At 70.2% G+C, this 21,700-nt stretch carries 13 protein-coding genes; 5 read left to right on the top strand and 8 right to left on the bottom strand.

The genetic code is table 11. The annotated features are described in order from the left end of the window. Positions 1-71: 71 nt before the first annotated feature. On the bottom strand, positions 72-1,397 hold the full coding sequence (locus ABD979_RS18645) for an ABC transporter substrate-binding protein (protein WP_345509020.1): 1,326 nt from the start codon (positions 1,395-1,397) through the stop codon (positions 72-74). Positions 1,398-1,755: 358 nt separating this feature from the next. Between ABD979_RS18645 and ABD979_RS18640 the strand changes: the two genes are divergently transcribed. Continuing rightward, positions 1,756-1,959 carry a cold-shock protein gene (locus ABD979_RS18640; RefSeq protein WP_345509019.1) on the top strand — a complete coding sequence of 68 codons (204 nt, stop codon included), beginning with the start codon at positions 1,756-1,758 and terminating at the stop codon, positions 1,957-1,959. Between the two features lie 84 nt (positions 1,960-2,043). Here ABD979_RS18640 and ABD979_RS18635 read toward each other — a convergent pair whose 3' ends face one another. From ABD979_RS18635 to ABD979_RS18610, 6 genes are all read right to left on the bottom strand, one after another. Next, positions 2,044-3,336, bottom strand: coding sequence for a glucoamylase family protein (locus tag ABD979_RS18635; RefSeq protein ID WP_345509018.1), 1,293 nt, complete (start codon positions 3,334-3,336; stop codon positions 2,044-2,046). A 43-nt stretch (positions 3,337-3,379) separates the two neighbouring features. Beyond that, entirely contained in the window at positions 3,380-4,426 is a 1,047-nt protein-coding gene (locus ABD979_RS18630; RefSeq protein WP_345509017.1) for a LacI family DNA-binding transcriptional regulator, read from the bottom strand. A gap of 174 nt (positions 4,427-4,600) precedes the next feature. Continuing rightward, the gene (locus ABD979_RS18625; RefSeq protein ID WP_345509016.1) at positions 4,601-6,454 is read right to left on the bottom strand and encodes an ABC transporter ATP-binding protein; all 1,854 of its coding nucleotides are present in this window, start codon (positions 6,452-6,454) and stop codon (positions 4,601-4,603) included. Continuing rightward, entirely contained in the window at positions 6,451-7,383 is a 933-nt protein-coding gene (locus ABD979_RS18620) for an ABC transporter permease (RefSeq protein ID WP_345509015.1), read from the bottom strand. The genes ABD979_RS18625 and ABD979_RS18620 overlap by 4 nt, the downstream gene beginning before the upstream one ends. Beyond that, positions 7,380-8,369, bottom strand: coding sequence for an ABC transporter permease (locus ABD979_RS18615; protein WP_345509014.1), 990 nt, complete (start codon positions 8,367-8,369; stop codon positions 7,380-7,382). The genes ABD979_RS18620 and ABD979_RS18615 overlap by 4 nt, the downstream gene beginning before the upstream one ends. A 70-nt stretch (positions 8,370-8,439) precedes the next feature. Next, on the bottom strand, positions 8,440-10,125 hold the full coding sequence (locus ABD979_RS18610; RefSeq protein WP_345509013.1) for an ABC transporter substrate-binding protein: 1,686 nt from the start codon (positions 10,123-10,125) through the stop codon (positions 8,440-8,442). Positions 10,126-10,316: 191 nt separating this feature from the next. Between ABD979_RS18610 and ABD979_RS18605 the strand changes: the two genes are divergently transcribed. The 4 genes from ABD979_RS18605 to ABD979_RS18590 all read left to right on the top strand — a co-directional run bounded on the left by ABD979_RS18605 (position 10,317) and on the right by ABD979_RS18590 (position 20,776). Then, positions 10,317-13,721, top strand: coding sequence for a GH36-type glycosyl hydrolase domain-containing protein (locus ABD979_RS18605; protein ID WP_345509012.1), 3,405 nt, complete (start codon positions 10,317-10,319; stop codon positions 13,719-13,721). Position 13,722: 1 nt separating this feature from the next. Then, the gene (locus tag ABD979_RS18600; RefSeq protein ID WP_345509011.1) at positions 13,723-15,909 is read left to right on the top strand and encodes a glycoside hydrolase family 3 N-terminal domain-containing protein; all 2,187 of its coding nucleotides are present in this window, start codon (positions 13,723-13,725) and stop codon (positions 15,907-15,909) included. After that, positions 15,906-18,236, top strand: a complete 2,331-nt coding sequence (locus tag ABD979_RS18595; RefSeq protein ID WP_345509010.1) for a beta-galactosidase — start codon at positions 15,906-15,908, stop codon at positions 18,234-18,236. The genes ABD979_RS18600 and ABD979_RS18595 overlap by 4 nt, the downstream gene beginning before the upstream one ends. A gap of 680 nt (positions 18,237-18,916) precedes the next feature. Beyond that, positions 18,917-20,776 carry an RNA-directed DNA polymerase gene (locus ABD979_RS18590; protein WP_345509009.1) on the top strand — a complete coding sequence of 620 codons (1,860 nt, stop codon included), beginning with the start codon at positions 18,917-18,919 and terminating at the stop codon, positions 20,774-20,776. A 192-nt stretch (positions 20,777-20,968) separates the two neighbouring features. On the opposite strand, the gene ABD979_RS18585 is transcribed toward ABD979_RS18590, so the two are convergent. Beyond that, positions 20,969-21,565: a hypothetical protein gene (locus ABD979_RS18585; RefSeq protein ID WP_345509008.1), complete on the bottom strand. Its 597-nt coding sequence runs from the start codon at positions 21,563-21,565 to the stop codon at positions 20,969-20,971. Between the last annotated feature and the right edge of the window lie 135 nt (positions 21,566-21,700).

The following is a 21,700-nucleotide window of genomic DNA, read 5'->3' as shown; positions in this document are numbered from 1 at the left end:
AGGTGGCGTCGCCCGGTCGGCTGCCGTCCGCTGCGCGGAGGGGTCGTATGCCGTCGGGTCGGCCTGCGCTGTCAGGCGAGGACCCGCTTCAGCTCGGCGTCGACGACCGTCTTGACCTTGGCGATCTCACCGGCGGGGTCGGCGCCCTCCTTGACGATGCGGCTCATCGCGTCGCCGAAGGCCGTCGCGCACTTGGGCGTCCAGAGGATCGGGCTCTGGGCGTGGCCGACGTCGGTCGCGAGCTTGGCCGCCTCCGCCGCCTGGCCGTCCTTGAGCGTCGAGGCCTGGCTGATGAGGCTCGTGCGCGACGGGATGTGGAAGCCGTAGGCCGTCGCGAAGTCGAGCTGGTCGGCGGTCTGGTCGATCCAGAGCCACTTCGCGAACTTCTTCGCGGCCTCGACGTCCTTGCTCTTGGCGCTGACGCACGAGCCGTAGGCGCCGACCGGCACCGAGGGTTTGCCGCTGCCGTCGAGGGCGGGCCAGGCCATGACGCCGAAGTCGTCGCCGAGGCCCTTCTTGATGTCGGGGAAGGTCCAGAGGCCGGTGAACTGCATGGCGGTCAGGCCGGCCGTCAGCGCCGAGGCGTCGAACCAGTCCTTGGGCGCGCCGAGGAGCAGCACCTTGGCGTCCCACATCTCGCGCAGCTTGCCGAGGGCCGTCGCGGCGCGCGGGTCGTCGAAGCCGAACTGGTTGTCCTTCGTCAGGTAGTCGAGCCCGGCCGACCACAGCATCGAGCCGCCCATCAGCCCGGCGCCGCCGTCGTTGCCGAGGAAGAGTCCCTTGACGTTGCCCTGGGTCAGCTTCTTCGCGGCGTCGATGAGCTCGTCGATCGTCTGCGGCGGCGTGACGCCGGCCTTGTCGAGCATCGACTTGCGGTAGACGAGCAGCTGCATGTCGACGACCTGCGGGATGGCATACGTCTTGCCGTCGTAGGTCATCCGCTCGAGGATGCTCGGGTTGAAGTCGCTCTTCGTGTCACCGATGAGGTCGGTGAGGTCGACGACCTGGCCGCCCTTGATCATGTCGATCGTCGGGCCGTTGCCGTACTCGAAGACGTCGGGCCCGGCATCCGTGAGGAGCGAGGCGGCCGTCGACTGGTCGTAGTCGCCGGGCTTCCAGCTGACCTTGACGGTCGCGTCCTTGTAGGCGGCGGCGTACTTCTCCACGGCCTGCTGCGTGCCGGCCTCGCCGTACTGGTGGTACCACTGGTTGATCGTGGCGCCGCTGCCGCTGCCGCTCGCGCCGCCCGAGGCGGCGGGCTCGCGGCCCGTGTTGCTGCCGCACGCGGCGAGCGCGCCCGTGACGGCGGCCGCGCCACCCAAGGCGAAGAGGGAGCGTCGGGTGATCCCGGTCCCGAGGGCCTGGCCGAGGTGACGGCCGATCTGCTTGTCAGACATAGGTTTCCCCGCGTCCTTCCTGCCCGTACACCGGGCACCGTTCACGACGGCGGGCCTCCGGCCAGTCTGCTCGACCCGCGCCCACGCTGTGATCGTATGCCTGCGGGCTCGGCGCGTGCTGCAGGCGCCACCCGCGGATCCCACGCCTCGTGACTGTCCACCCCGAGAACAATCGCGAGATCAAACGGGCCTCGGAGGGCTCTGGCTGGTACGGTCGTCGCGTTGCCGTCCCGAGCCCGCGCACGCGGGCCCGGCTCGACGGACGCGGCAAGCGAGAGTTCGCGCGTCGCCTCCCTCGAGAGTCGGCGGCATGTGGTCTCCACACGGGAGACCTCGACAACCAGAAGAGGCAACACCAGTGGCAACAGGCACCGTCAAGTGGTTCAACAGCGAAAAGGGCTTCGGCTTCATCGAGCAGGACGGTGGCGGCGCTGACGTCTTCGTGCACTACTCGGCCATCGACAGCAGCGGCTACCGCGAGCTGCAGGAGGGCCAGAAGGTCGAGTTCGACGTCACGCAGGGCCCCAAGGGCCCGCAGGCCGAGAAGGTCCACGGCATCTGATCGTGCGACACCACCTGGCCTGACCCAGGTTCTGCAGGATCCCCCGGTCGTTCGCGGCCGGGGGATCCTTGCGTCCGGCGCCGGTCAGCCGAGCGGCATCCGGCGGGCGGCGACGACGGGCCGGAGCACCGCCTCGACCTGCTCGGTCGCGAACCACCGGCGCAGGCAGTCGCCGGCGAGCACGTCGGCGAGCGCGCCGAGCACCATCGACTGGTCGAGCGAGAGGTGCCGACCGGCCGTGCGGCCGGTGCGCACGTCGACCGCGTCGACGAAGCCCCCGGGGCCGTAGGCGCCCAGGTCGCGCTCGAGGCGCACGAGGTTCTCGGTGGCCTCCTCGGGCTCGACGAGGAGGGCCATCGCCGAGGCGTGCGGCGTGACGACGACCTCACCGCCCTGCTCGCTCGGGTAGCCCTCGTCCAGCCAGGCGATCGGCGGCACGCCGAAGACGCCGTAGCCCTCACCGGGGCGGGCCGACGGGCTGAAGCCCCAGTAGCCGTAGCCCTGCTCGTCGAGCGCGTACTCCCGCTGGAGCGCCACGGTGCGGGCCTCGTTGACGCCCCACGTGTCGGGTGCCCAGCGCGCCTCGGGCACGAAGATCGTGGGCATCAGCGCCTCGAACATCGACCCGCCGAAGGTCGGCACGACGTCGCGGCCGCGGTAGTGCCGGAGCGGGGCGTCGAGCGCCGCGTAGTGCTCGGCGGGAATCTGGCCGCGGGCGATGCCGACGTAGCTCGCGATGCGCGGCTCGGAGTCGAGCAGGTCGTAGTGGTGCACGGTGTGGAGCACCTCGGCGTGCCCGGGCACGAACGAGGCGCGGCGCGTGGGCTGCCCCGGGTCCTCGACCCAGAAGCCGCCGGTGAGCCGGCCACCCGCGCCCTCCGGACCGGCCGCGGGGTCGTGGAAGACCCCGAAGTGCATCCGGTCGAGCACGAGGTGGGCGTCGTCGCGCACCCGCGGCTCGGCGGCGGCCGCGACCATGAGGCCGGCCGCGAGCCAGCCGTTGTCGACGCTGGAGAGGAACGGGTGGATCGGGTCGCCCCCGCCGGGCATGCGGTGGAGCAGGGCTCCGGTGCGGTCGTCGTACCAGTTGAAGAACATGCCCGACTCGTCGTGCACCTCCATCCGCGCGAGCGTGCCGAGCAGGCGCGCCAGCCGGTCGGCCGCCGCGTCGGCCCCGACGAGGCCGAGGTCGCGGGCGGCGACCGTGCACCACAGCAGGCCGCCGATGTTCGTCGGCGAGGTGTAGCCGCTGCGGGTGGCGGGGTCGAGGTCGACGGCGATGGCGTCGGTGGGCAGCCCCGAGTCGGGGTCGGTCATCGCCTCGAAGGAGCGCCAGGTGTCGGTGGCCCAGCGGAGCAGGAGGGAGCGGTCGGGCATACGGGGTCCTCGGGTTGTTCGGGGGTGGTCGAGCAGGGGCGGGTCAGGCGCCGGCGACGGAGGCCTGGTCCCAGTCGCAGCCGCACGAGCCGCGCACGACCATGCGGGTCGGCAGCACCTGGGGGTGCACGTCGAAGCGGCGGCCACCGATGCGCTCGTGGAGGCGGATGGCCGCCCACCGGCCGAGCTCGCGCATCGGCTGCTGCACGGTGGTCAGGCCGGGGGCGAGGTAGCGCGAGGTCATGATGTCGTCGAAGCCGACGACCGCGACGTCCTGGGGCACGCGTCGCCCGTCGCGCCCGAGCAGCACCATCGTGGCGAGCGCGAGCTCGTCGTTGGCGCAGACGAGCCCGTCGATCTCGACGCCGTCGGCGGCGGCCGCGCGCAGGGCCTCGATGACCTGCCGGCCCGAGCGCTCCTCGAACTCCACCCGGATCGGCGGCGCCACCTCCGCGCCGCGGCGCCGGCTCAGTGCGTGCTGGAAGCCGCGGTAGCGCTCGGAGATGTCGTGCGACGCGGCCGTGTCGCCGACGAAGACGAGCCGGGTGCGGCCGTGCTCGAGCAGGTGGCGGGTCAGCTCGGCCGAGCTGATGAAGTTCTCCACCTGCACCGAGTCGCAGCCCTCGATGGCGTCGCGCGCGACGAGCACCGTCGGGGTGGACCGGACGATCTGGCGCACCATGGCGTCGCTCACCGTGTCGTTGGCGATGACGATGCCGTCGACGCGGCCGAGGATCTTGCGCACCGCGGCCTCGGCGTCCTTCGAGGCGTCGCAGACGACCACGACGACCGACTGCCCCTCCCGGGCGGCCGTCGACTCGAAGCCCGAGAGCAGTTCGGAGTAGTACGGCCCGCGCAGCCCCGGCAGCACGAGACCGTGCGTCTGGTGCGAGGGCACGTCGACGGTGCGGCCCCCGCGGAGCGGCACGTACTCGAGGTCCTCCACGGCGCGCAGCACCCGCTGGCGGGTCATCGCCGACGCCGGGGTCGAGCCGCTCAGCACGCGCGACACCGTGGCAATGGACACCCCGGCGCGCTCGGCCACGGTGTAGATCGTGACCGGCCGTGCGTCGTCGTGCTCCGTGGGCACCCAGCCTCCCTCTTCCGAGGACCACTGTGCACGGAGCGGCCACGGTTCACAAGCGCGCCCGAGGCCGTGTCCGCGCCGTGTCCGCACCGCGCCCTGCCTGCCGTCCCGGTGCGCGGCGTGGGGCTGCCGTGCTCCCTCTCGGAGCCCCACGCCGCGCCGTCCGTGGCAGGCGCGTCAGAACGGGTTCGGGATCGCATCGATGAGCGTGCGCGTGTAGTCGTCCTTCGGGTTGCGGATGACCTGGAGCGTCTCGCCCTGCTCGACGATGCGGCCCTCGTTGAGCACGATGACCTCGTCGGCGAGCATCCGCGCGCTCAGCAGGTCGTGCGTGATGTAGAGGATGCCGACGTCCTTGGTCTGCACGAGGTCGTTCAGCAGCTCGAGGATCTCTGCGCGGATCGACACGTCGAGGCTGCTGATCGGCTCGTCGGCGACGATGAGCTGCGGGTCGACGGCGAGCGCCTTGGCGATGATGACGCGCTGGCGCTGCCCACCCGAGAGCTCGTAGCCGTAGCGGTTGACGAAGCGGTCCGACGGCGTCAGCGCGACGATCTCGAGCAGCTCCTCCACCCGCTGGCGCAGGGCGTCGCCCTTGAGGCCGTGGTAGTTCGCGAGCGGCCGGGCGAGGATGTAGCCGATGCGCTTGGCCGGGTTGATCGAGCTGTACGGGTCCTGGAAGACCATCTGCACGTCGCTGCGGTAGTCGCGCAGCGCGCGGCCGCGGAAGCCGGCCACCTCGCGCTCGCCGTCCGGGCCGTTGAAGACGATGCGCCCGCTCGTCGGCCGGTCGACCCCGGTGATCATCCGGGCCAGGGTCGACTTGCCGCTGCCGCTCTGACCGACGAGCGCGGTCACCTCGCCCTTGCGCAGCACGAAGCTCGCGTCGGTCACGGCCTCGGTGCGGGTGACGGTGAGGCCCCGGCGGCGGCTGAACACCTTGGTGACGTCCTCGACCGAGAGCACGACGTCACCGCGCAGCGCCCTGGTCGACGACTCGGCCGTCTTGACGAACTGCGGCCCCTCGAAGGTGCGGGTGGGCGCGCCGTGCTCGCCCGTGCCACCCTCCTCGCGCTGCAGCTGCGCGACGTGGCAGGCCGCCTCGCCGGCGCCGAGCGGCACGAGCGGCGGGTCGGTCTCGGTGCACCGGGCGATCCGCTCGGGGCAGCGCGGCGCGAACCGGCAGCCGACGATGGGCAGGCTGAGGTCCGGCGGACGCCCCGGCACGTAGGTGATCCGCACGGTCTCCGCGCGCGGGTCGCCGTAGGAGCCGAGCAGGCCCTTGGAGTAGGGGTGCAGCGGCTCCGCGAGCAGCGCGGCGGCGGGCTGCTCCTCGACGATGCGACCGGCATACATGACGAGGATGCGGTCGGAGAGGTCGAGCACGGTGCCGATGTCGTGGCTGATGAAGAGCACCGCGAAGCCCTGCTCGGCCTGCAGCCGGCGCACGTTCTCGAGGATCGAGTGCTGCACGACGACGTCGAGACCGGTGGTCGGCTCGTCGAGGAGCACGAACTTCGGCTCGAGCGCGAGGGCCAGCGCGAGGTTGACGCGCTGGCGCATGCCGCCCGAGAGCTCGTGCGGGTAGGCGCCGATGAACTTGTGGTCGATGATGACCATGTCGAAGAGCTCACGGATGCGCGCGGTGACGGCCTCGCCGCGCAGCTGGGAGTGCTGCTCGATGACGTCGCGGAACTGCGCCTCGACGCGCACCACCGGGTTGAGCGAGTTCATGCTGCTCTGGAAGACCGTCGAGATGTCGCGCCAGCGCAGGCTGCGCAGGTCGTCCTCCGGCAGGTGCGTGATGTCGGTGCCGTCGAAGGTGATGCTGCCGCCGCTGATGCGGCCCGGCCGCTGGAGCAGGCGGAGCAGGGCCGTGCCGAGCGTCGTCTTGCCCGAGCCGGACTCGCCGATCAGGCCGACGAACTCGCCGGGCTCGATCGAGAAGCTGACGTCCTGCACCGCGTCGAGCGCGCGGTGCGAGCGGGGTTCGTAGCGGACCGACAGGTCCTTGACCTCGAGCAGGCTCATGCGTCCTCCCTCAGGTGGGGGTTGCTCAGCAGGTCGACGCCGAAGTTGATGAACGACATGCCGGTGATGAGGATGGCGAGGACGAGGCCGGGCACGAAGACCCACAGCCACAGTCCCTGGGTGATCGCGCCCTGGGCGTTGGCCTGGTAGAGCATCGTGCCCCACGAGACGCTCTGGGTGTCACCGAGGCCGAGCACCGCGAGGCCCGCCTCGGCGCCGATGGCGCCGGTCGCCGCGCCCACGAAGGCCGCCGCGACGAGCGAGCTCATGTTCGGCATGATCTCGCGGAAGACGATGCGCATCGTGCCCTCGCCGGAGAACTTCGCGGCGGTGACGAAGTCGCGGTTGCGCAGCGTGATGATCTGCGCGCGCTTGGCGCGGGCGCCGCCCGCCCACGAGGTGATCGAGATGACGAAGACGATGAGCCAGACGCCGCGCACCTCGGAGTAGGCGACGAGGGTGATGATGAGCGGCAGGGCCGGGATGACGAGCGCCACGTTCGTGACGAACGAGAGGATGTCGTCGACGATCGTGCCCTCGGCGTAGCCCGAGATCATCCCGATGACGAGCGAGATGATCGTCGCGAGCAGGCCGCCGAAGAGCCCGACCAGCAACGAGATCCGCGTGCCGTAGATGAGCTGTGAGGCGATGTCGCGGCCGTCGTTGGTCGTGCCGAGCCAGTGGTCACCGCTCGCACCGAGGGGCGCCTCGAACGAGGACTCGAGGGGGTCGTGCGGGGCGATGAGCGGCGCGAAGACCGCGACGAGGACGTAGAGCGTGACGATGACGACGCCGACGCGGGCCTTCCTGCTGCTCCAGACGACCTCCCACCAGCGGTCGGGACGCTCGACGTCGGGCACGTGCTCGACGCTGAGGGCCTGGGTCGGATCGCCCTGGGCCATCACGTCGTTCGCGGGTGTCGTGGTCATGACTGCGCCCTCCTCGCGCGCGGGTCGAGCACTCCGTAGAGCAGGTCGGCGACGAGGTTGGCGACGAGCACCCCGACGGTCGTGAGCAGCATGAGGGTCTGGAGCAAGGGGTAGTCCTTGTTCTCGACGGCCTCGCCCATGAGGCGACCGAGCCCGGGGAAGTCGAAGGCCTGCTCGACGAGGATCGCCCCGCCGAGCACCCCGCCGAGGGCGAGGGCGAAGCCGGTGACGCTGGGCAGCAAGGCGTTCCGCGCGGCGTACTTCAGGGCCACGACCCGGTCGGGCAGGCCCTTGGCCTTGGCGAGCCGGATGTAGTCCTCGCCCAGGTTCATGATCATCGTGTTGCGCATGCCGAGGATCCAGCCGATCGGCGTGACGATGAGCAGCGCGAGGGCGGGCAGGAAGGAGTGCGAGACCGCCTCCTGGATGAACGGGAAGTTGAAGCCGGGCGTCGACTCCTCGTAGCCGCCCGACGTCGGGAACCAGCCGAGGCTGTAGCCGAAGACGTAGAGCAGCAGCAGCGCGATCCAGAACGGCTGCAGCGTGCCGAGGAACGTCGAGCCCAGCGTCACGACGGAGTCGAGGCGCGAGTTGCGCCGCCACGCGGCATACGCCCCGAGCACGATGCCGACGGCGAAGGAGATCACCTGCGTCACCGTGACGAGGATGACCGTCCACCAGAACGCCTGGCCGATGACCTCGGTCACCTTGAAGGGGAAGTAGCTGTAGGACAGGCCGAAGTTGCCGTGGACCAGCTCGCCCAGGTAGTCCCAGTACTGCGAGACCAGCGAGCCGTCCGGCGTGCCGAGCATGGCGCGCATCGCCTGCACCTGCGCCGGGTCGAGCTGCGCGTCCTTGCCGGCCAGCTTCTTGACCATGATCTCGGCCGGGTCGCCGGGCTGCAGGCGCGGGATGAGGAAGTTGAGCGTCACCACGGCCCACAGGGTCGCGACGAAGAAGCCGAACTTCCGTGCGAAGTACTTCATGGTGCCCTCCTGTCCGCCGGCCGGGCGGGCCCGAGGGCCCGCCCAGCCGTGCCGGGAGCTGCCGGCCGCATCAGTTCGGCGCGGTCAGTCGCGTCATGACGAGGAGCGCGTCGTCCACCGGGTTGGCGTACGGGTTCTGCTCGCTCGGCCAGCCGACGGCGTGGTCCGTGCGGTAGATGATGCGGGCCGGCGCGTAGATGAGCGAGGTCACGGGGTACTTCGTCATCATCGTGTCGACGAGCTCGCCGACGTACTTCTTCTGGTCGGCCTTGTCGGTCGAGCCGGCGAGGCTCTTGACGGCCTCGTCGGTCGCCGGGTCGCTGAAGCGCTGGACGTTGGGGTAGATCGTGGTCGAGGTCGGCATCGACTTGCTCGAGAGCTTGGCACCGATGTTCTGGGCCAGCTCGCAGCCGCCGTGGAGGTACTCGAGCACGAGCTGGAAGTCGCCGGTCTTCTTCTGGCCGTCGACCGAGTCGGGCGCCGAGGCGGTCACCTTCGTGTCCACGCCCGCGGCGTTCATGCCCTGGGCGACGACGTCGGCGATGGCCTGGTAGTCGATGAAGCCGGCCTGCACGGAGAAGTTGACGGTGAGCGGCGAGCCGTCGGGGTTGGTGCGCTTGCCGTCAGCGCCCTTCTTGTAGCCGGCGGCGTCGAGCAGCGAGTTCGCCTTCGCGACGTCGAAGGGGATGACCGTGTCCTTGCCGGCATACGTCTCCGGCAGGAGGTTGTCCATCGACGGCAGCTTGAGGCCGGTCTGGCTCGCCGGCTTCATGATGCCGTAGGTCGCCTTCGTCGACATGCCCTGCTTGTCCATCGCGTAGCTGATCGCCTCGCGGAACTTCTCGTCGTTGAAGGGGGCCTTCTGGTCGTTGCCGGTGAGCACGGTGGTGCCGTTGGGCGCGTAGTAGAAGTGGTTGTTCTTCGGGTCCGCGTCGACGAACGACTTCTGCGGGTTGGGGATCTCGCCGTAGAACGCGTCTAGCTGGCCGGCACGCAGCTTGAGCGCGGCCTGCGAGGCGTCGTAGGTGCCCTCGAGGACGAGCTTCTTGACCTTGATCTTGTCGGCCTGCCAGTAGTCCGGCCGGCGCTCGAGCACGAGGCGGCGGCCGTTGTAGCTGCCGATCTTGAAGGGACCGGTGAAGACCGGCGCCTTGTCGATGAACTTCGTGGGGTCACCGACGCTGCCGTAGTAGTGCTCGGGCAGGATGAGGGTGCGGATGATGCCGTCGTACTTCGGGGCGGCGTTGCCGGTGAACTCGAAGACGACCTGGTTGCCCTGTGCCGTCACGGACTTCGCGGGCGCGCCGATGGAGTCGTTCCAGACACCGGCCTTGTCGGCACCTGGGTACTTCTTGCCGAGGTTGAAGGTGAAGGCGACGTCGGCGGCCGTGAGCGGCTTGCCGTCGCTCCACTTGACGCCCTGGCGGATGTCGAGCGTCAGCTTGGTCGCGCCCTCCCACGTCGACTTCGTGGCGAGCCACGGCGTCTCCTCGCAGGTGAGGTTGTTGCGCACGGTGAGCGGCTCGTAGAGCCACCGGGTCGTCAACGGCTTGGGCGAGAGCGGGTTGTAGTTCACCAGGCCGCCGACGGTGGCGTCGGCCTCCGAGGGGAACGACAGCTGCTCGATCATCCCACCGCTGCTGCCACCACCCTGGCTCGCCTTCTGGGCGGCGCTGCCGGCGCAGCCGGTCAGGGCGAGGGCGGCGGCGGTCAGGCCGGTCACGAGCAGGGTGGGTTTCGTGCGAGTCAGCGTCATTGCAGAGCTCCGTCGGTTCCGATGTCGGGGGCGGGATTTTTGCCAGAGTAGGTGGGCTCGATCGCCCGCTGTCAACGCTCTGGACGCATGTAACTACTTTCATGGGGTCGCTCGTGCGTGCTCCGACTTTCATTTGTTTTCAAGCCGATTCACCCTGTCGTCGAATGCGGTCACCTTGGTAGGAAAGACGGGTGCTCGATGACAACGCCGTCCTGACCGCTGCTCCGGTGCTCCACCTCGAGGGTGGCTCCGGGCTCTCCGCCGAGGTGCTCGCGAACGGCGCCCTGCGCCGCCTCGACGCCTTCGGCACGAGCCTGCTGCTCCACCCCGCGACCGTCGCGGAGGCCGGCCTGACCAACGTCCACCTCCGGGTGCACCGGCCGGACGGCATCCGGCGGCGGGCCCTGCTCGGCCCCGGCAGCGACTCCGTCGTCACCTTCGGCCGCGGCGACGTCGTCGTCACCGGGCGCCACGAGTCGGTCGACTACCACCTGCGCCTGCGTCTCGGCGCGGAGCTGCCGAGCTGGCACTGGGACGTCGAGCTGACGAACGCCGGCGCCGAGCCGGTCACCGTCGACGTCGTGCTGACGCACGACCCGGCCCTCGCGCCGCTCGGTGCCGTGCGGACGAACGAGTACTACGTCAGCCAGTACCTCGACATCACGCCCGTCGCGACGGCCGGGCACGGCACGGCCGTCGCCGTGCGCCAGAACATGCCGGGCACCCGGGTGCCCTGGCTCATGGTCGGCACCGTGGGCACCGGCGCGGGCTGGGCCACCGACGCGCTCCAGCTCGTCGAGCGCACCGGGCGCGAGGTCCGGTGGACGGGCCTCGACGCCGCCGAGCTGCCCGGCCGCCGGCTCCAGCACGAGCACTCCCTCATCGCCCTGCAGGACGCCCCGTCCGAGCTCGCCCCCGGCGCCCACCGCACGACGGGCTTCTGGGGCGTCGCCGTCGAGGACCACCCCGACGCGACGTCCGACGCCGACGCCGTGTGGGCCGACCGTGTAGCGGCCGCAGCGCCGTCGGGCGCCGGCTCTCCCGCTGGTTCCGACGACGAGCACCACGGCCACGACGCTCCCGTCGCGGCCACGCTGTGGTCGCAGAGCCCCGCGTTCGCCTCGCGCCCGCTGCGGCACGACGAGCTCGACGCCGCCGGCCTGCTCGAGGGCCGCACGCACGTCGAGACCGCCGCCGACGGCACCGAGCTGGCCTGGACGGTGCGCGGCGGGCAGCTCGTGACGCCGGAGAAGGAGCTCGCCGTGCTGCGCCCGCACGGCCAGCTGCTGCGCACCGGCGACGCCTTCACCCCCGACTCCCGCTCGCTCGCCTCCACGGTGTGGATGGCCGGCACCTTCCACTCCCAGATCACCCGGGGCCACGTCGGCCGCAACCCCGTCGTGACGGGCCGCCGCACCTACCTCGGCCTCCAGCGCGCCCACGGCGTCCGCCTCTTCGCCGAGGACGCCGACGGCGGCTGGTCGCTCCTCGAGACCCCGAGCGCCTGGTTCACCGGCCTCGACCACTGCACGTGGTGGTATGCCGCCGAGTCGGGTCCCGTGCTCACCGTCACCTCGCGCGCCCCCGCCGACACGCACGCCCTGACGCTCACGGTCGGCCAGCGCGGCGCCGCACCGCGCCGGCTGCTCCTCGCGCTGCAGGTCGCCGACGACCTCACCGACGCACCGACCGTCGAGACCGCCGACGACCACGTCGAGGTGACGACGGCCGGCGACCCGCGCCCGTGGCGCATCGCGTGGACCGGCCCCGGCAGCGCCGAGGTCGGCGACGCGCGCCTCCAGGCGGACCGCGTGGGCCGCGGGCCCGGCTGGGTCACCGTGCTCTTCGAAGCCGCCGACCAGCTCGAGGTCGTCGTGTCGTCCGCACCCGGTGCGGGCCCCGCGCCCGCCGGTGAGGTCGTGCCGCAGGGCGAGCGCCTCGGGGCGGCGTTCTGGGACAAGGCCGCCCACGCCGTCACGCTCGACGGCTCGGCGCTCGGCGACGGCGAGGACGGCACGCACGCCGGCCGCTCGGTCGCCAACCTCGACGCCGCGCTGCCGTGGTTCACCCACAACGCGTTCGTGCACTACCTCTCCCCGCGCGGGCTCGAGCAGTTCTCGGGTGGGGCGTGGGGCACGCGCGACGTGTGCCAGGGCCCGGTCGGCCTGCTCACCGCGCTCGGCCGCCAGGACGCCGTGCGCGACGTGCTGCTGCGGGTGCTGCGAGCCCAGAACGCCCGCGGTGACTGGGCGCAGGCCTTCGAGTTCCTCCCGCCGCTGCCCGAGTCGGGCCAGCAGGACTCGCACGGCGACGTCGTGTTCTGGCCGGTGCTCGCCGTCGGCGACTACCTGCGCACGACGGGCGACGCGAGCCTGCTCGACGAGCTCGTGCCGTTCGTCGGCGACGACGTGCTCACCGCGCCGGCGAGCGTCACCGAGCACCTGCGGCGCGCGGTCGCACGGATCACCGAGTGCACGGTGCCGGGCAGTCCGCTGCCGGCATACGGCCACGGCGACTGGAACGACTCGCTGCAGCCCGCCGACCCGCACCTCGCTGCGAACCTCGTGTCGACGTGGACCGCGGTGCTGCAGACGCAGTCGCTGCGCACCCTCGCCGAGGGGCTGCACGCGACGGGCACGCCGGGCGACACCGCCACGCTCGCGGCCGACGCCGACGAGCTCGCCGAGCGCACCCACGACGCGCTGCTCGACCAGCTCGCGGCCGACCCCGTGCTGCCGGGCTACCTCCTGCACCACGAGGACGGCCACCTCGAGCCGCTCGTGCACCCGAGCGACGCGCGCACCGGCCTGCGCTACGGCGTGCTGCCGTGGATCCACGCCATCGGCGCCGACCTCATGACCCCCGAGCAGGCGCGCGACCACCTGCGGCTCATCGAGAAGCACCTGACCGGCCCCGACGGCGCGCGTCTCTTCGACCGCCCGGTCAGCTACGTCGGCGGGCCGATGACGGTCTTCCAGCGCGCCGAGGCGAGCACCTTCTGGGGCCGCGAGATCGGGCTCATGTACATGCACGCCCACCTGCGCTACGCCGAGGCCCTCGCCCGGGTCGGCGACGGCGCCGCCCTGCTCACCGCGCTCGCCAAGGCGAGCCCCGTCGGGCTGGACTCGCTGGTGCCGCAAGCGCGCCCGCGCCAGACGACGTGCTACTACTCCTCGTCCGACGGCGCCTTCACCGACCGCTACGACGCGCAGGAGCGCTACGCCGCGCTGCTCGCCGGCGACGTGCCGCTCGAGGGCGGCTGGCGCATCTACTCCTCGGGACCGGGGCTCGTGCTGCGCCTCGTCACCGAGGTGCTGCTCGGCGTCCGCCAGCGCGGCGACGAGGTCGAGATCGACCCTGTGCTGCCGCCCTCGGGCAGCGGCGCGGCGCGCGAACTGACCGCGAGCCTGCCGCTCGCGGGCACCGACCTCACCATCCGCTACGTCGTCGGCCCCGAGGGCCACGGCGTGCGCCGGGTCACCGTGGGCGGGCGCGAGCTCGACCTGCGCCCCCTCAGCAACCCCTACCGCCGCGCGGGGGTGGCCGTCCGGGCCGCCGACCTGTGCACCGACGAGATCATCGTGGAGACCCACTGACATGACCGACGCCCCCACCACGCCCCAGCGGCCGTGGCTCGATGTCACGCTGCCCGTCGAGGAGCGCATCGACCTGCTCATGGCGCAGATGACCCTGGCCGAGAAGGTCGGCCAGACGCACATGGTCGCCAACATCCACCCAGACGACGACGCCGCCGAGATCGCCTCGGGCCGCATCAGCTCGAGCCTCTACGCCTCGGGCGCCACCGCGGGCAACGAGCGCGACGCCGGTGTGCTCGTCGCGAACATCGACGCCGCGCAGCGGCACGCCGTCGAGGGCAGCCGGCTCGGCATCCCGCTCCTCTTCGGGCGCGACGTCATCCACGGCCACCGCACGGTGAGCCCCATCCCGCTCGGCATCGCCGCCTCGTTCGACGCCGACCTCGCCGAGCAGATCGGCGGGGTCGCGGCCCGCGAGGCGGCCGTCGACGGCGTCGCGTGGACCTTCACGCCGATGGTCGACATCTCCGAGGAGCCCCGTTGGGGCCGCGTCGCCGAGTCGCTCGGCGAGACGCCGGTGCTCTCGGGCCGGCTCGCCGCCTCGATCGTGCGCGGCTTCCAGGGCGACGACCCCAGCGACCCCGACCGGATCGCCGCGTGCGCCAAGCACTTCGCCGGCTACGGCCTCGGCGCGGGCGGCCGCGACTACGACACGGTGAGCGTCGGCGAGAACACGCTGCGCAACCTGCACCTGCGCCCGTTCAAGGCCGCCGTCGACGCGGGCGTGCTGACCCTCATGGCCGCGTTCAACGACGTCGACGGCACGCCGATGCACGCCCACGAGCACCTGCTGCGTGAGGTGCTCAAGGACGAGTGGGGCTTCGACGGCGTCGTCGTCGCCGACTGGAACGGCGTCGGCCAGATCGTCTTCCAGGGCGCCGCGGCCGACAAGCGCGAGGCCGCGCGCCTCGCCATCCGCGCCGGCGTCGACCTCGACATGGTGAGCGGTGCCTACCTCGAGCACCTCGAGGATCTCGTCGAGTCGGGCGAGGTCGAGCTCGCGCTCGTCGACGACGCGGTGCGCCGCGTGCTGCGCCTCAAGTTCCGCCTCGGTCTCTTCGAGCGGCCGTATGCCGGCCGGCCCGGTGCGTCGAACGCGCCGACCCCCGAGACCCGCGAGATCGCCCTGCGGGCGGGGCAGGCCGCGCACGTGCTGGTCAAGAACGAAGGCGTGCTGCCGCTCGACGCCTCGGCCGAGGCCGGATCGGTCCTGCTGACGGGCGGATTCGTCGACGACGGCGACGCGCTGCTCGGCACGTGGGTGCTCGACGGCCGCGGCGAGGAGGTCGTGACGCCGGGTGACGCCCTGCGCGAGCGCCTGGGCGACCGGCTCACCGTGGGCGACGGCCGGTTCTCCGACGTGACGCTCATGCAGGCCCGCGCGTCCGAGACGACGGTCATGCTGCTGGGCGAGCACCGGTCGCGTTCGGGCGAGGCGCAGTCGGTCGTCGACATCGGCCTGCCGCCGGGGCAGCTCGAGGTGCTGCGGTCGGTCGCCGCGTTCGGCAAGCCGCTCGTCGCGGTCGTCTACACCGGGCGCCCGCTCGACCTCAGCGAGGTGCTCGACCTCGCCGATGCGGTTCTCGTCGTGTGGCACCCGGGCACCGAGGCCGGCAACGCCCTCGCCTCGGTGCTGCTCGGCGAAGTGGAGCCGCACGGCCGCCTGCCGATGACGTTCCCGCTCTCGACGGGCCACATCCCGACGAGCACGCACCAGCGGCCGACGGGTCGGCTCATCCGCGCCGACGTCGACCACCAGGAGGGGCGCTACATCGACGCGCTCACCTACCCCCGGCTGCCCTTCGGGCTCGGCCTGTCCTACACGAGCGTCGACTACGGCGCCCCGACCGTGTCGGCGCCGACTCTGCCGCTGGGCCGGACGGTCACCCTCGCGGTGACCGTCACGAACACCGACGAGCGGCCGTGCCGCGAGACCGTCCAGCTCTACTTCCGCGACCCCGTCGCCGAGGTGACCCGCCCCCTCGTCGAGCTCATGGACTGGGCGCTCGTCGACCTCGCACCCGGCGAGGCGCGCGAGGTCACCTTCGATGTGTGCGCCGAGCAGGCGGCATACGTCGGCCGTGACCTCACGACCCGCGTCGACGAGGGCGAGATCGTCCTGCTCACCGGCCCCGACTCCGCCCGCCTCCAGCCCGTGAGCGTCACGGTGACGAAGAAGGACTCATGATCGAGATCAGCCAGCGCCAGATCCTCATCGACGGCGAGCCGCGCATCGTCATGTCGGGTGAGGTGCACTACTTCCGCGTCGCGCGCGCCGAGTGGAGCCAGCGGCTCGACCTGCTCGTCGAGGCCGGCTGCGACACCGTCGCGACCTACATCCCGTGGATCTTCCATGAGCTGCCCGACGGCACCCTCGACGTCACGGGCGAGACGCGCCCGGAGCGCGACATCGGCGCGTTCATCGACCTCGCGGCGCAGAAGGGGCTGCGCTTCCTCGCGCGGCCCGGGCCCTTCCTCATGGCCGAGCTGAAGAACGAGGGCATCCCCTACCGCGTCTACCGCGAGCACCCCGAGGTCGTGCCGCTCGGCTGGGACGGCGTGCCCGTCACGTCGAGCACCGTCGACTACCTCGCGCCCGCCTTCCTCGCCGAGAGCGCGCGGTGGTTCGACGCGATCATGCCGGTGCTCGCGCCGCGGCTGCAGCCGGCCGGCGGGCCGGTCGTCGGCGTCCAGCTCGACAACGAGATCGGCATGCTCGCCTGGGTGACGAACTCGCCCGACCTCACCGACGGGCTCGTCGCGTCGTTCGGCGAGTTCGTCCGTGAGCGCCACGGCGCCGACCTGCCGTATGCCGCCGCGCCGGGCTCGGCGGAATGGGCGCGGGCCGTGCGGTCCCCCTCTGAGGCCGAGGCCGGCGCGCTGCGCCTCGACCTCGGGCTCTTCATGCGGCAGCGGTTCGCCGCGTACGTCGCGGCGCTGCGGACGATGTGCGAGGAGCGCGGCGTCAGCGGCGTGCCGTTCCTCATCAACATCCACGGCACCGAGGGCGGCAACGGCGCGCCGTTCCCCATCGGCATCAGCCAGCTCGTCGACACGTATGCCGGTATCCCCGGCATGCTGTCGGGCTCGGACCACTACCTGGGCGAGGCCACGCTCAACACGATGACCGACCTCTACGTCATGAACGCGTTCATGGCGGCGGTGCACGACGCGGACCAGCCGCTCACCTCGCTGGAGTTCGAGGCTGGCTCGGGCGACTACGGCGCGGGGGCGGAGATGCAGTACGACCCGTCGACGGCCGACCTCAAGACGCGCCTCTGCCTCGCGCAGGGCAACCGGCTCATCAACTACTACCTCTTCGCGGGCGGCATCAACCCGCCGCTCGACGAGACGGTCGACGACGGCAACGACCGGATCAGCTTCACCGGCGAGCGGCACGGCACCGCGGCGCCGGTTGGCCCCGAGGGCCAGCGCGGCTACGCCTACGAGGCGACCGCGGCGGCCGTTCGGGCGGTCAAGGCCAACGAGCCGTGGCTCGCCCGGATGGACGAGGACCACGACGACGTGACGCTGGGGCTCGTGCTCGACGCGTACATGACGGAGTACCACCACCCGGGGTCGGACGTCATGACGGAGGTCGTCGACGACCTGACGTCGCACCGCGGCGCGGGTGAGCGCAAGGCGCTGGCGCGCTCGCTGCTGCTCGGCGGCTTCCGGTTCGGCGCGACGCACCTCGAGCGGCGCGACCCCGCGCCGGGCAGCACGGTGCTCGTCGGCTCGGGGCGCTTCATGTCGTCGGCCGTGCAGGAGCGGCTCGTCGGCCACGTCGGCTCGGGGGGCAACGTCGTGCTGCTCGGCCGTGTGCCGCAGCGCGACCTCGACGGCCGGCCGTGCACCCTGCTCGCTGACGCCCTCGGCATCCGGCCTCAGGAGGTACTCCGCGACGGCGGGCACTACTTCCCGTCGCTCGTCGCGCGCGGGTGGGCGCAGCCCTGGCCCGAGATGCGGGCCGGGTGGATCGAGCCGCTCGAGCACTCGCGCGGTGACGTGGTGCTGACCGACGTCTACGGCGCCGTCTGCGGCCTCGAGGTCGAGCTGGGATCCGGCCGGGCGATCGTGCTCGCGGCTCAGCTGCCGTCCGACTCGCTCTTCTTCGACCGGGCCCTCGCAAGTTTGGGGGTGACCCCTGGGCTGCGGCTCGAGACGCAGTGGCCAGGTGTTTTCGCCACGACGACGAGCACCTCCGACGGCCAGCGTGCGGTCCACGTCATCAACACGTCCGGCGCACCGGCGTCGGTGACGGTCGCGCTCGACGGCACGGCGATCTCGGGCGGTGCCTCGTTGCTCGTGCCGGCGCGGTCGGGGCACATCCTGCCGCTGGGGCTCGAGGTCGGCGGGCGACGCCTCGACTGGGCATCGGCCGAGATCGCGGGCGTCGACGCTGACGGCACGATCCACTTCCGCCCCGGCCTCGACGAGGACGGCGGAACGACGGTCATCGTCGACGGCCTCCCGGTCGAGCTGCCGTCTGGAGAGAACACGCTGCGCCCTTGAGACGAACGAGAGGACGGCCGGGCTATACCTGAGAGGTAGCAACCCGGCCGTCCTGCTACCCACCGGCGGTCTTGGCGGATAGCCCCTTTCGCCCACTATGGGCCGCAATCCTGCGATGATGCCGATGCGTTGAGGATGGGCCGCGGGAGCGATCGAGCCGAAGCGGGGTTGGGCGTCGCCGTGCCGAGCACTAGCCCACAACCGAACCTTCGAACGCCCAGCTACCCTAGGATCCGCTCGCTCGTGACCGCTCCGCCGGGTTCGTCCCGCATGTTGGTCGACACGTGGTTGATTCATCGGGATGCAGGGGGAAGACATTCTCTTTCGAAACATGAAGAGAGACGGAGACGCCCCATTGATTGGAGAGGGCGGGCTCCACATCCGGCCCGGACTGGATGTCGAAGCCACCCAACATGACGAGCTCGTGCAGCCAGGTACGGGAGGGCTCAGCACGGCGCCCGACAACCCGATGCTACTTCCCGCGTTTCGTAGGCCGCGCTCCTTGGGTGGAACGAGCAAGCACCCGGTCTGGTCGATGGCGAGGCACGCTCTAGGAGCGTACGGCCTAGGGAGCCGACGCGATGGGGCGACGCACGAGTCAATAGAGCCACTAGTGGAGACCACACTGGCAAACTTCACTGACGGGGTGCACCGGACCGCGCCCGATTGGAGTCTTGCTCATGACTGAGCTCATCCTTCCGGTCGCGCTGGACGCTCTCGAGAGGTTGGTGCACAGTGAGGTCTCGCCGTCCCCGGTCGAACTGGCCCAGCACCTACGAGTCCTCCAGCGCCTTGGCATGGCGCGGGAAGATTTGGTCGTCCACGTCGAGCGACTTCGCGCCATAAACGACATTGGCCCGGCCATCGAGCAGGTGGATGAGAACGCGCTACTTGCGCTCGAGATGATTGCCGGCTCCACACGCTTTGCCCTGAGCTGGGGCCCGGCAGAGACCGCGTGTGCATGGCTGCCGCTCGCACTCACACGATCGGACATCGACGCCGGGGCATGGCATGCCTTGGTACCAAGCGATCTACTGCCGGCGAGGCCCCAGCTGCCCGCAGAGAACGCGCTGATCGCGCACTTGTCCGAACGGCAGTGGCTCGAGCTCGCTCGCCGCAACTATGTGCCGACGACGGCCACCTTCTTTAGGTCGCCTAAAGCAGGCCTGACCACTCGGCCAGCCGCTCTCTTGTCGCCACAGGACCGACTCGTGTACGAGGCCTTGGCCGAGCACGTATTGCCGAGCCTTACACAGTTAACTGAACAGCATGTGGTCTGGCCCCGCGACCGCACTCAGCGCGGCAATTACTCCGAGTACGCGGAGGCGCCGCGCACCTGGGACTGCGAATTCATTGTTCGTACCGACATCGCCAGCTACTACGAGTCCATCGACCACGCCTTCCTGGCGATCGTGTTGAGGGAGAACCTTGGAGTCGGCGGGGCCTTCGCAGTGGCCCTCGAAGCCTTCTTGGACACGGTAATGAGTTCCAACGTTGGCCTGCCACAAGGGCCTGCGGCCAGTGACGTCTTGGCCAGCGCATACCTCACGGACATCGATCAAGAAGTCGTTCGGTTGGGCTGGGACGTGAAGCGATACGCCGACGACATGCTCATTGGTGCGAGTTCTTTCGCCGAGGCGCGACAGCGCGTCCGCGACCTCGAGGCCCTCCTGCGCGAGCGCGGCCTGCGTCTTTCACAGGATAAGACTCGTGTCGTTCAGGCGAAGACGTACGTGCGTACACTGGACGAGCCGAGTGACAAGCAGGCATTTCGCCGGGTTGTTTCGCGAGTCGTCGAGGAGTGGCTGGAGGAACACCCATCCATCGACCAGGACGAGATCCTGCGTGGGGTTGGTGTCCCAGAAGAACTGTTGTGGGACCTCTTGTATCACCAAACCATCACACTGAGCGCTGCTCTGGAGCAGGTTGGAGATCGTCTCTCCCCACCGTGGATTGATGCCTACGAACGCGTCTTCGCCACGGAAGCGGAGAGGCTGCGGTCCGGAGGATATGCCGACGACCCAGAGGCATTGACGACTAGTGAGTTGCGGGAATGCCTGCTTTTCATGACCGGGGGCTCGAAGCCCACTTGGCTTGGCAGTCTCGGTGCGGTCATAGGCTGGCATCCGGCCCTGGCGCGCGATATCTCCAACTACCTCACTGTTGTTGGACGCACGCGTCCGGGGCCGGTGGCGCAATTCTTGGCCGATCGGATTTCCGGTGACCTCGATAGCGATCTTGAGTTGGCATGGTTGATTGATTCCGCCGTCAACGAACAGACCATCTCAGACGCGCTCACGGAGGGTTTGATAGCGCTCACCAAGTCGGATACGCGTCCTCTTTCGCGAGCAACAGCAGTACGCGCTCTGGCTGGTTCTGGACACTTGGCAGTAGGTGCATGGGAGGAAGTGCTCAGGGCCTCCTCGCCAGCTCTGCGAGCGGAACTGCTCCTGGCGAAGGAGGCTGACCCTGATCTCTTTCCGGATGCACCAGCAGGGCTGGAACTGGGAACCGGGTCGGGTTCACCACCACCCAGTTGACGGCGGGGCGGCCAGTCAAGTTCGAGTTTGCGCGCTTCTGAAGTCGATCGCCTGGGTCGCTCAAAGTTGAAGAGTCCATTTGACGCAAGGTGAACACGGCCGGGGGCGCCGACTTCCTCGCCACCGACATAGCCGAGCGTTGTCCGGGGTTCGTTCGACATTCTGTTGCACGTGGGAGCCCGCGGTTAATTGCTAGAGGCGGATGCTCTCTCCAGATGGCGAGAGCCACTGGTTCGACGCCTTTCCGGGCAAATGAAGGTCAGACCTGGCCGAGACTACGAAGGTTTGGCATGCGACGCTGAACTCAGTCTGCAATTTGTCTAGCTTCGCAACCATTTCCGGCGCAGCGGGCGACTTCGTCAACGACAGGATCTCATCATAGACTTGATGAACAGCAAACACCGCGTCGTAAGATCGAATGCTAGCAAGAAAGCGCAGTCGAACGAGCGACTCCTGACATTTTGCATGGTGGGCCCAGAGGTCTTCCTCAGTGATCTGAGGGGCTAAAGCCCAACCCTTCACCGTGGTCGTGCGACTAAGGTACTTATGGGTGTCGGAGAAACCCTTCATGTGGAGGTCGAGAGTCATCGAAAAGGCTTCCACGAGCGTATCCCGAGCCCATTTCCTGTCATCGCGATGGTAGCTGAGAAACAACGCGAGTCCCGAGAATACGGCCGCCAGCAAAGCGCCTACCGCGGCAACGACAGATGCTCCCACTTCCAACATGGCCTCCCTTCCACTGGCCCATCCCTGGACGGACTCCAGGAACTTGCCGTTCTGATTGTCCACAGTAGGCGCCCCGCCCGACGGGAGCGGGGTGGGCGGGTCGCCGACGGGAACTGCTCCCGCCCCTAACGGTCAAGTCCCTTGTGGTGGTGTAGCGCTGCGTGATTCTTGATGGTGGTCAGGCGGTGAGGGCGGGCA

The organism is Terrabacter aeriphilus, from assembly GCF_039542985.1.
Classification (GTDB): Bacteria; Actinomycetota; Actinomycetes; order Actinomycetales; family Dermatophilaceae; genus Terrabacter; species Terrabacter aeriphilus.
This window is presented reverse-complemented; position numbering and strand designations above follow the sequence as displayed.

Excerpts from the sequence above, each read along its gene's own strand:
- ABD979_RS18645 (WP_345509020.1), bottom strand. The coding sequence starts at position 1,397 with ATGTCTGACAAGCAGATCGGCCGTCACCTCGGCCAGGCCCTCGGGACC.
- ABD979_RS18635 (WP_345509018.1), bottom strand. The coding sequence starts at position 3,336 with ATGCCCGACCGCTCCCTCCTGCTCCGCTGGGCCACCGACACCTGGCGC.
- ABD979_RS18625 (WP_345509016.1), bottom strand. The coding sequence starts at position 6,454 with ATGAGCCTGCTCGAGGTCAAGGACCTGTCGGTCCGCTACGAACCCCGC.
- ABD979_RS18620 (WP_345509015.1), bottom strand. The coding sequence starts at position 7,383 with ATGACCACGACACCCGCGAACGACGTGATGGCCCAGGGCGATCCGACC.
- ABD979_RS18615 (WP_345509014.1), bottom strand. The coding sequence starts at position 8,369 with ATGAAGTACTTCGCACGGAAGTTCGGCTTCTTCGTCGCGACCCTGTGG.
- ABD979_RS18610 (WP_345509013.1), bottom strand. The coding sequence starts at position 10,125 with ATGACGCTGACTCGCACGAAACCCACCCTGCTCGTGACCGGCCTGACC.
- ABD979_RS18600 (WP_345509011.1), top strand. The coding sequence starts at position 13,723 with ATGACCGACGCCCCCACCACGCCCCAGCGGCCGTGGCTCGATGTCACG.
- ABD979_RS18595 (WP_345509010.1), top strand. The coding sequence starts at position 15,906 with ATGATCGAGATCAGCCAGCGCCAGATCCTCATCGACGGCGAGCCGCGC.
- ABD979_RS18590 (WP_345509009.1), top strand. The coding sequence starts at position 18,917 with ATGACTGAGCTCATCCTTCCGGTCGCGCTGGACGCTCTCGAGAGGTTG.